General features: G+C 40.5%; 8 protein-coding genes. 3 read left to right on the forward strand and 5 right to left on the reverse strand.

All coding sequences use genetic code 11. The annotated features are described in order from the left end of the window. Nucleotides 1-263: 263 nt before the first annotated feature. A complete protein-coding gene (locus tag GQR46_RS11835) occupies nucleotides 264-656 on the forward strand; it encodes an ACT domain-containing protein (RefSeq protein ID WP_165741054.1) in 393 nt (130 codons plus the stop codon). Between the two features lie 146 nt (nucleotides 657-802). On the opposite strand, the gene GQR46_RS11840 is transcribed toward GQR46_RS11835, so the two are convergent. Next, nucleotides 803-1,684, reverse strand: a complete 882-nt coding sequence (locus tag GQR46_RS11840) for a LysR family transcriptional regulator (protein ID WP_165741055.1) — start codon at nucleotides 1,682-1,684, stop codon at nucleotides 803-805. A 151-nt stretch (nucleotides 1,685-1,835) separates the two neighbouring features. On the opposite strand from GQR46_RS11840, the gene GQR46_RS11845 reads away from it, so the two are divergent. Together GQR46_RS11845 and GQR46_RS11850 are read left to right on the forward strand one after the other, a co-directional pair. Beyond that, on the forward strand, nucleotides 1,836-2,441 hold the full coding sequence (locus tag GQR46_RS11845; RefSeq protein ID WP_165727910.1) for a short chain dehydrogenase: 606 nt from the start codon (nucleotides 1,836-1,838) through the stop codon (nucleotides 2,439-2,441). A 99-nt stretch (nucleotides 2,442-2,540) separates the two neighbouring features. Continuing rightward, complete coding sequence (locus GQR46_RS11850; RefSeq protein WP_165741056.1) at nucleotides 2,541-2,711, forward strand: hypothetical protein; 171 nt, start codon at nucleotides 2,541-2,543, stop codon at nucleotides 2,709-2,711. A gap of 9 nt (nucleotides 2,712-2,720) precedes the next feature. On the opposite strand, the gene GQR46_RS11855 is transcribed toward GQR46_RS11850, so the two are convergent. The 4 genes from GQR46_RS11855 to GQR46_RS11870 all read right to left on the reverse strand — a co-directional run bounded on the left by GQR46_RS11855 (nucleotide 2,721) and on the right by GQR46_RS11870 (nucleotide 8,605). Beyond that, nucleotides 2,721-3,377, reverse strand: coding sequence for a class I SAM-dependent methyltransferase (locus tag GQR46_RS11855; RefSeq protein ID WP_165741057.1), 657 nt, complete (start codon nucleotides 3,375-3,377; stop codon nucleotides 2,721-2,723). An 18-nt stretch (nucleotides 3,378-3,395) separates the two neighbouring features. Continuing rightward, complete coding sequence (locus GQR46_RS11860; RefSeq protein ID WP_165741058.1) at nucleotides 3,396-7,046, reverse strand: AAA family ATPase; 3,651 nt, start codon at nucleotides 7,044-7,046, stop codon at nucleotides 3,396-3,398. Next, nucleotides 7,043-8,290: an exonuclease SbcCD subunit D C-terminal domain-containing protein gene (locus GQR46_RS11865; protein WP_165741059.1), complete on the reverse strand. Its 1,248-nt coding sequence runs from the start codon at nucleotides 8,288-8,290 to the stop codon at nucleotides 7,043-7,045. The genes GQR46_RS11860 and GQR46_RS11865 overlap by 4 nt, the downstream gene beginning before the upstream one ends. Before the next feature lie 78 nt (nucleotides 8,291-8,368). Next, nucleotides 8,369-8,605: a hypothetical protein gene (locus tag GQR46_RS11870; protein ID WP_002959190.1), complete on the reverse strand. Its 237-nt coding sequence runs from the start codon at nucleotides 8,603-8,605 to the stop codon at nucleotides 8,369-8,371. Nucleotides 8,606-8,975 lie beyond the last annotated feature (370 nt).

Raw genomic sequence — 8,975 nt, forward strand, 5'->3', positions numbered from 1 at the left:
AGTTCTAGGCGTAAATTGATGTAAATGGTTGTTCCCTTTGCGAAATTGACAACAAAGAAATGGGTTGTTTTAGCAAGTAAAATAGATCTGCTATTTATTGGAATGGTATAAGCTTAAACCAATCGCCAATAGAGCCTTAAAATTTGATCGGTGTTTGGGATATTGTCGAAAAAATAATAGTTAAACGAGATAGTAATTTAATTAAAAAACAGTTTGAAAATAGACTTACTTATTTGAATTGAATTAGGTTAATAAGAGCGACCATGGCCGGAATTTTAGAGTTAAACCAATTATTAAAATCAATGCAGCCAGAGCTTAAGCAAGGCGAGTATATTTTTTGTTGTTTGGCAGGAAAGCTTGCTGATTATGTTCATTTAGACCCACTTGCCACTTATGTAGAAGAAGAAGGGCTAACCCTTATTTTAAAAGCTGAAACCGCCGATAAAGCAGGTATTACCTTTGAGAGTAAATATAATTTAATTACTCTTAACGTACATTCAAGCTTAGAGGCCGTAGGGTTAACCGCTGCGGTATCTGCAAAGCTCACTGAGCATGGCATTAGCGCTAATGTGGTAGCTGCGTTTTATCACGACCATATTTTTGTACAAACAGATAAAGCACAAGCTGCAATGAAAGCACTTGGAGAGATTGGTTAGGTTGCTGGTGAAGCAACAATCTGATTGATATGAATATTGGAGCGACGGGGGACGCTTCACTTAACCGATCTACGTTTCATAATGCTCTTGTCTTAAAAGCTTTATTAAAACCGCTTTATTTTTTATTACAAATAATAACTCTCAAATCACTCAACAACCAACTTCGATACTACCCATTTATGAAGCGGGTTTTTATTGTAGCGCGGATGCCATGCGGCTATTACGTCAAACGGCGCGGGTAACTGTAGCAGCTCTATTTTTACTAGCTCTGAGCTTACTGCGCGTGAGGGTAAAAATGCGATAGAGTCGGTTGTTTCTAGGTACATCGGCACAATAGAAAAACACGGTGCCGACACCACTACGTTACGCGTTAAATCAAAGCTTTTAAACCAATCGTCAATAGACCCTTTAAAATTTGGACGCGAAGGCGAGGCAATAATACTTGGATAACTGGCGATTTCAGCAAGGCTTGGCTTAGTTCCTGCTATTGATGAATTCGGCGAGGTAACGCAAATATGTTGCTCTTCAAATAACTTAATAATGGGGTAAGTACTTGGGATGTAGTCGGGGAAGGCAATGGCTAGGTTTACTTTGCCGCTTTCCATTAAATCGTGCAGACTGTCTATCTCGAAGTCTCTTATTATAAGCTTTAAATTTGGCGCTTGTGCCCGGAGTACTTTAACTAATGCTGGTAAAACGACTTGCTGTGCGTAGTCGGTAGCGGCTATTACAAACTCATCATTAACTGTTTTTGGGTCAAATATTTTAGGTGCTAATAATGCCTGAAAGTCGTTTAGGAGTTTGTCTATGTCTACCGACAACTCCTCTGCATAAGGTGTAGGCACAAAGCCAGTGGTTTTTCTCAAAAACAGCTGGTCGTCAAACACGTCGCGTAACTTTTTTAGTTGCTCACTCACTGCTTGTTGGGTTAAGCCCAATTTACTCGCTGCTTTTGAGGCGTTCTTCTCGCGAATGAGCGCTTGGAAAATACGCAATTGTTTTATATCTAATCGGTCTAACTTGCTCATGCTGCTGCCAGAGTTATTTAGTAGTAATATTTAACTTATCACATAACCAAATTATCTTGTATCTCTTACATAAAAGGGTTGTTTCTAATTGTTAAAATACTCCCTTACTATGCTCCTACACACTAAAGTGAACAAATGATTGGAGCAAACAATGAAAACAGTAATTTTAATAGGCGCACTAGGTAAAATGGGTCAAGCGGCATTAACCGGTTTATCTAAGCATAAAGTAATTACAGCGGGTCGTTCGGGCGATGTGGATCATATTGTTGATATTACCAGCGAGCAATCAATTACTGAACTGTACGAAAAAGTAGGCCATTTTGATGCCGTAGTTAATACCGTAGGTTTATGTGAGTACGAAACGTTTGCAGATATGAGCGAAGCCCAGTGGATGAGCACTATTATGAGCAAAATGATGGGGCAAATTAACCTTGTACGCATTGGTCAAAAGTACATTGCCGATAGCGGTTCATTTACGCTAATTAGCGGTATTTTAAACGTTAAACCTATTCCGTTTGCGATTGCTGATGCAACAACCAGCGGTGCAATAGATACGTTTGCAAAATGCGTATCACTTGAAATGCCACGTGGCACACGTATTAATGTGGTTAACCCTACCGTACTTGAAGAAGCATGGGACGTATACGGCGAGATGATGCCAGGTTTTCAACCAGTACCAGGCAAGCTTGTAGGTAAAGCGTTTGAGCGTTCGGTTGATGGCTTTATTACTGGCGAAGTTATTTTTGTAGATGCATAACTACCCGCCATATTGGTGAGAGATGCTAGCAAACTAATAAGCGCTTTGTATTTACAGTAACTGCAATGCGCTTTAAAACATATTTTAATAGGTGATGAAATGAAAAAATTAATACCCGTATTTGCTATATTATTGGCTGCAGGTTGTGCCAACGTAGCCCCAAGCTCGCAATATGCTAGCGAGCCAGGTGCCAACTCTAATAAAGAATGTAAAACAATACCGCGCCATAAGCACACAGTTCAGTGGTGTAAGCCACATTCTTCTAAATAGATCGATAAATTAAACTACATACCCACTAAAACCTAGCGCTTTAAAATACAGCTTTGGAATACCAAATTTGCACTCATTTAGCAGCTCGCTAAAGCGCATTCTATCGAGTGGGTAAAACTCATTTTCTAAATCGTGTCCCATTTGTGTTTTACCGGTTTCGGTTAAACCTAATTGCGCACACGTCGTAAGTTGGGCTTCGCGCTCAAACGTCGTTTCGGGGCGCATTAAATCAGCAATATAAAGGAGTGCATCTTTTTTAAGATTGCCCTTCATTGCTTTTAATAGCTGCTTTTTATCGCCATTGTCTTGTACAAAATGCATGACTAATAAACATAAAATGGCATCAGCTTTAACTGATAATTTATCAACAGGGCCATTGTGAATCGTTACGCGACTAGTTATGCCTTGTTCATCAAATTGCTGCTGTGCGATAGCAAGCATATCGGCTGATGTATCTTGCGCAGTAAATTGCCATGTTGGGTTTAATGCAGCCAGTGCGAGCACTTCTTTACCAGTGCCTGCCCCTACTACTAAAATATGTGCATTGTCGCTTAGCGTTGCTTGTAGCTGTGCGTTAGTTAGTTGGTGTAATAACTCATAACCTGGGACTAAACGAGTAATGCGGCTATCGTATTGTGTTGCTTGTTCGCCTGTAAATGTTGGCATTTTTAAACTCCCTAATAGCTATATAACTTCAACTGTGGAATATCCACCTGGCTTTTTGGCTACATGCACTTGAGTGGCTACGCGCTCGCTCATTTGTGTTACGTGCGATATAACGCCTACTTTTCTACCTTGTGCTTGTAATGAATCAAGAGCGTCCATTGCAATGCTGAGGGTTTCGCTGTCTAACGTACCAAACCCTTCGTCAATAAACAAAGAATTGATTTGTACTTTGTTTGACGAAAGCGATGCTAAACCAAGTGCAAGCGCCAGTGATACTAAAAATGACTCCCCGCCCGAGAGCGTATTAACAGAGCGTTGCTCGTCGGCCATGTCGCGGTCAATAATCGCAATGTCGAGCGTTTGTGCTATTGCCGTTAATTCGTAGCGCTTGTTGAGTGTTTTTAAATGGCTGTTGGCATAGTGCAGTAATATTTTTAATGTTTGTGTTTGCGCTAAGTTACGCATGGTTTTACCCGTTGCATCGCCTAGTACTTTATTAAGCAAGTGCCACTGTTCAACCTGCGTTTTAAGCGTTGTTAGTTCGGCTTGCTTACCTTCAAGCGCCTTTGTATTTTGGTTATGCTGCTCAATGGCAGTATTAGTCGCTAGTAATGAACTTTGCAGCTGCGTTTGTTGCTCGTTTAAGCTACTTAATTGGGTATTTAAAGCCTCTGCACTTTGCGTTGGTTTATCGCTACTGTTGTGTTTTTCAAGCGTAAGTTGCTGCTGTTTTAATGCGGCATTTGCATCGGTTAGCGCTTGAGTTAACTGCTCGTGCTGATTTAAATGCGCTTTAATCGTCTCGCTACTAAGTGTTAGTAAAATTTTGACCTGTTCGTGCGTCGCATTGCTAAATTGCGCTTTAAAGTCGCTAAACCACTCGTTATAACGTGCCTCAAGCGTTGCTAGCTCTTGACTGTTTTCAAGCAAGCGTTGCTCTGCGTTTTTAAGTGTTATAGCGTGCTCGTCTCGCTGCTTAATAGCATCATCATGCGCTTTTTGACTTGCTTGAACCAGCAATTGCTTTTGCTCTTGCTCACTTGTGAGCTTTGCTTGGTAGTCGTCTGCGCTTATTTGCTCGTTATTAAATAATGCTAAGCGCTCAGTTTGCACAGTGCTTAATAGCGCTTTAGCTTTTATGAGCTCTTCATTGAGTGTTTTTAACGATTGTTCGTTGTTACTTATAAGCGGGGTAAGCTGCTTTATTTGCTCATTAGCTGTGTGTTGGCGTTTTTGGCTTTGCTCGAGTTGCGTTTGAGTTTGCTGGTACTGCGTAACCTGCTCGTGCAACTGGGTAAGCTCAAGCGTATTGCCTTGTAGTTGCTGCCAAAAATCACTGTTTTCAAATTGACTATTAAGCGTTGTATCCAGCTCGTTAATTTGCGCATTTAGTTCGCTATGCTTACTCGTTATTTGGTTTTGCTGATGTGTAAGCTCAAGCTGTTTATTACTAAGTTGCTGCTGTGCTTGCTGCTCTGCTTTAAGTGCTGCTTGTAGCTCATTTACTTTAGTTTGCAGTGTACGCTGGCGTTTTTGTTGCTCAAAATACTGCGCTTTTTGCTCCGTTAACCGCTTATAAGTGACTTCAAGCTGATCGGCCGTTAAGTCGTTAAGCTCGGTACGTGCACCTTGCATGGTATTTTTAATATCAAGCTGTTTAGCTTTTGCCGTTTGTATTACTTGCTCAAGTTGTCCGTGTTCAGCAGCTAATACAGCATGTTGAGTTTGATGCTTATGCAGCTCGCTTTGTGCATTCTCAAATTGCTTTTTGGCGGTATTAAAAGCATTTTCAAAATCAGTAATTAAGTTATTTAATTGCTGATTTTGATTTACCGCGTACGGGTGCTCCGTTGCACCGCACACTAAACAAGGCTCATTAGGGCGAAGCTCAGTACGTAAATGCTCAACGTTTTCGCTGGCTCTTAAGCGCGCTTGGTTAAGTGCGTACTCGCTGCCTTTTAGCGCTTGCTCACTGGTTATTAAATGTTGATTAAGTAAAGCATGAGCTTGCTGGCTTTCATTTAACTGCTGGTTGAGCACTTGTTGGCGTTGCGTGCTTTGTTTTAGTTCTGTATTAAATTGCCCATAACGCTCGCGTTGCTCTTTTAAGTAATCAATACTCTTTAGCTGCGCGTCGCAATGCTCTGCATTAAATTCAGTCAGCTGATTATCTAATACCTGTAATGCCGATTGCTCATTATTAAGTAACGCCTCGCACTGCTGCACTTTATTATTTTGCGTATTTAAAAGCTCACTCTGATTTGTAAGCTCGCTATTAAGAGTTTGGCTTTGCGTAACGTTTGCGGCTAATTGCTGTTGTGCACTTAAGTAAGTAGTAAAGCTTTGTTTATAATAGCTCCAATCTTTTGCTAAAACGTGCAGCTGTGCATGCTCATTAAGCCATTGCTGACTTTTAGCTGAGTCGGTATTAGCAAGTTCAAGCTCATTATTGCTTTGTTTGAGCTGTTGTTTGAGCTCATCAAGCTGCGTTTGCTCTTTAGCTATTTGTGACTCAGTACCTCTTATACTTTGGCTTTGCAAAGCAATATTGCTGTCGAGCTCGCGCGCTTTAGCGATAACGGGCGCTGCATTTTGTTTTTTCTCATTTGCGTTATTAAGCTGCTCGGTATGTTTAATAAGCGCGGTATTACACTCGTTAATTACCGCTAAATGGTCAACACTTTTAAGCGCTGTAATTTGCTCATCTTGAACCGTATTTTGATCAGTTAAAACAGTAAAGCGGCTGCGGTTGTCTTTTATTTCAAGCGCCTGTTTGGCTTGTTTAGCTTGCTCGCTTTGCTCAACGATACTTTCAAGCGCTGAACTTGCTTGTTGCTGCGTTTGCTGTGCTTGGAGTAAGTTTTGCTCAAGCACTGTTGCTTGCTGATACCAGCTAAGTGCTTTTTCGGTTTTGGTCAGCTCTTGTTTAGCGTGTTCGGTTTGCGTTTTTAAATCCGCTAACTTGGTTTGTTGTAGCTCAAGTTCTTCTGGTGTTAATAAGGTATAGCTTTCAAGGCCTGCTTTAAGCGCTTCAAGCTTTGCTACTTGCTCTTTATGGCGTTCAAAAATACGCACGCCAATACGGCTAAACTTATCGGTGCCTGTTAAGCACTCTAAAAGTTGCGCTCGCTCATCGCCAGTGGCTTTTAAAAACGCAGCAAACTCATGTTGCGCTAAAAGTACGGCACGGGAGAACTGCTCAAAGTTAAGCCCTATTTTACTCTCGACTTCTTTTATTGTGTGGCTTTTGTCTGCTATTAGGGTTTCGTCTGGTAGGGTTACTAAAGTGTGCTCTGCTACTTTAAGTTTGCCTGTTACTTTTTTATGGGTGCGTGAAATTGTATAGCGCGCACGATAAAGCTGTTTATCTTGCCCTAAAAAGTCAACCTCGGCGTAGCCTTCCCATGTACCTCTGCGCAGTAAGTTTCGCGCATCATTTAGCTTAATGCTGTCGCCGTTAAACTCTATTAAATTACCTTTATCGCCACGTAGCCGTGCTGTTTTTGTATAAAGCGCCAAACATATCGCATCTAAAAAGGTACTTTTACCTGCGCCGGTATCGCCTGTAATGGCAAATAAACCCGCGTCTTTTAATGGGGCTTTAGTAAAGTCTATTTCAGCGTCAACAATTGAGGCTAAGTTATGAATACGAACTGCGGTTATTTTCATAGTTGTTCTTGCTCCGTAAGCTCGTTTATTACATCACTTAAAAGTGCTTTTAGCTCATCGGGTACGCTTTGCCCTGCCATGTCTTTATCGTTTGCGAATGCTTGTTCTAATAGGTTTAATGGGTTGAGCATTTCAACTTCGCTTAAATCTTCAAATACGGTGTTGTCGTCATTGTTAGCTAATTGCTCACGTACACGTTCAATACCACAAAATTTAATATGCTTACCTTCAAGTGCTTGTTCTATTTGTTCTCTGAAGGTGGTGTCGGTATCGCTTGATTTAAGCTTTACACGTAAATAAGGCGCTACTGTATTTTGTGATGTGTCGAGTGCTTTAATTTGCTCGCACAGTTCACTTAATGGTACGCACTCCCCTTTTGGTAAAACAATTACATCGGCAGAGCGTGGAATGTAAAGGGGGTTTACAATTGTACTAATGTGTTGTTTTTCATCAGTAATAAACTCAACAATATTTATTTGGTGCGTGTAGTTACGCTCTGAAAACGACATTGGAATGGGTGTGCCGCTGTAGCGAATAACATCGCTTTTAGCAACTTGTTGCGCTTTGTGTAAATGCCCAAGTGCCACATAGTTAGCTTGTTTACCAAATACATTAGCTGAAATAGACTCTTCACCGCCTATTACTAAGTTACGCTCAGAATCACTTGATATATCTCCGCCTTTAGCGTGTAAATGCCCCATAACTATTAATGGTGAGTTTTGCTCATTTATATTAACAGCTTGCTCTAAGGCAAGTTCGTAAGCTTTTGCAACGCCTTGAGCATAACTAGGGCCGCTTTCGGTTTGGCTAAGTGAACTTATATCGCTTGCGCGTAAAAATGGCATAGCGACGATTACAGCGCGTTTACCATTAGTATTTATGGTAATAACAGTTTCATCGGGTGTAGCGATATCAAAGCGCCCTACTACGTGAGTATCAAACTGTGCAAGTAATGGCTGAGCCGCCAAAATACGATTTGCAGAGTCGTGGTTACCCGCAATAATCACTACGTGTAATAGTGGGCATGCTTTTTTGGCGTCTTTAATAAATTGGTAAAGCTGATTTTCGGCGCTAGCGCTTGGTGTCGCTGTATGATAAATGTCGCCAGCAACTAAAAGTAAATCTATTTGTTGTTCAACAAGAGTGGCTAATAACCATGTAAAAAAAGCTTGATGTTCAACACGGCGATCGTGTTCGTAAAATTGTTGGCCAAGGTGCCAATCTGAGGTGTGGAGGACTTTCATGTCGCGCTCTTAATAAAACCGTAAGAGCGCCAATATACCCAAGGCTGTTAAAGATGCAAGCCTAAGGCATGCATTACGTTAGGTTAAACTGTACCAAGCTGAAAAAACAACCGGTAATGCTAAAAGTGCCATTAATAATGGAATTTTTAACGTTTTAGTTTGTTTTGCGTGTAGCGCCTTTAATGCATTAGTTTCGTTGCACGCTGCTACTTTATCGATATAAAAATAACCCGAATCGAGATACTGCTTACAGTTATTCTCACTTGCTGGAATCGCAATTAGTTCTTGTTGTTTTTTTAGGATGTAAAAATCCATAAGCCCACCGCATTTCTTGCTAGTAATCGATATTAATTTGAGGATAAATGTGACGAATTTATTTGCCTCAAATAAAAAGGTTGGCGATTTTAAATATAAACAGCACTAAAGATCAACCTAAAATTACACTATTTGTCATTTATCGTACAAATAGCGAATATTAATGAAGTTCGGCAATATTTGAGCCAATTATTTACTCGTTTCACTGTGTTTTTGTTCAGTAGAAAGGGCTTTTAGGCCATTTTACTTGTTGCGAATTAGTAATACTTATACGTAGGATTAATGGTTTACCTGGTAATGCCAAAGCAATACTTTTTTAGCAATATATATAAAATGAATGATATTTTTTTAAGTTCTGGGACTTTGTATT

Source organism: Pseudoalteromonas sp. Z1A6, from assembly GCF_011378745.1.
Classification (GTDB): Bacteria; Pseudomonadota; Gammaproteobacteria; order Enterobacterales; family Alteromonadaceae; genus Pseudoalteromonas; species Pseudoalteromonas arctica.

What these genes read in the sequence shown, in the direction of transcription:
- GQR46_RS11835 (WP_165741054.1), top strand. Translation starts at nt 264, where the DNA reads ATGGCCGGAATTTTAGAGTTAAACCAATTATTAAAATCAATGCAGCCA.
- GQR46_RS11870 (WP_002959190.1), bottom strand. Translation starts at nt 8,605, where the DNA reads ATGGATTTTTACATCCTAAAAAAACAACAAGAACTAATTGCGATTCCA.
- GQR46_RS11865 (WP_165741059.1), bottom strand. Translation starts at nt 8,290, where the DNA reads ATGAAAGTCCTCCACACCTCAGATTGGCACCTTGGCCAACAATTTTAC.
- GQR46_RS11855 (WP_165741057.1), bottom strand. Translation starts at nt 3,377, where the DNA reads ATGCCAACATTTACAGGCGAACAAGCAACACAATACGATAGCCGCATT.
- GQR46_RS11860 (WP_165741058.1), bottom strand. Translation starts at nt 7,046, where the DNA reads ATGAAAATAACCGCAGTTCGTATTCATAACTTAGCCTCAATTGTTGAC.
- GQR46_RS11845 (WP_165727910.1), top strand. Translation starts at nt 1,836, where the DNA reads ATGAAAACAGTAATTTTAATAGGCGCACTAGGTAAAATGGGTCAAGCG.
- GQR46_RS11850 (WP_165741056.1), top strand. Translation starts at nt 2,541, where the DNA reads ATGAAAAAATTAATACCCGTATTTGCTATATTATTGGCTGCAGGTTGT.
- GQR46_RS11840 (WP_165741055.1), bottom strand. Translation starts at nt 1,684, where the DNA reads ATGAGCAAGTTAGACCGATTAGATATAAAACAATTGCGTATTTTCCAA.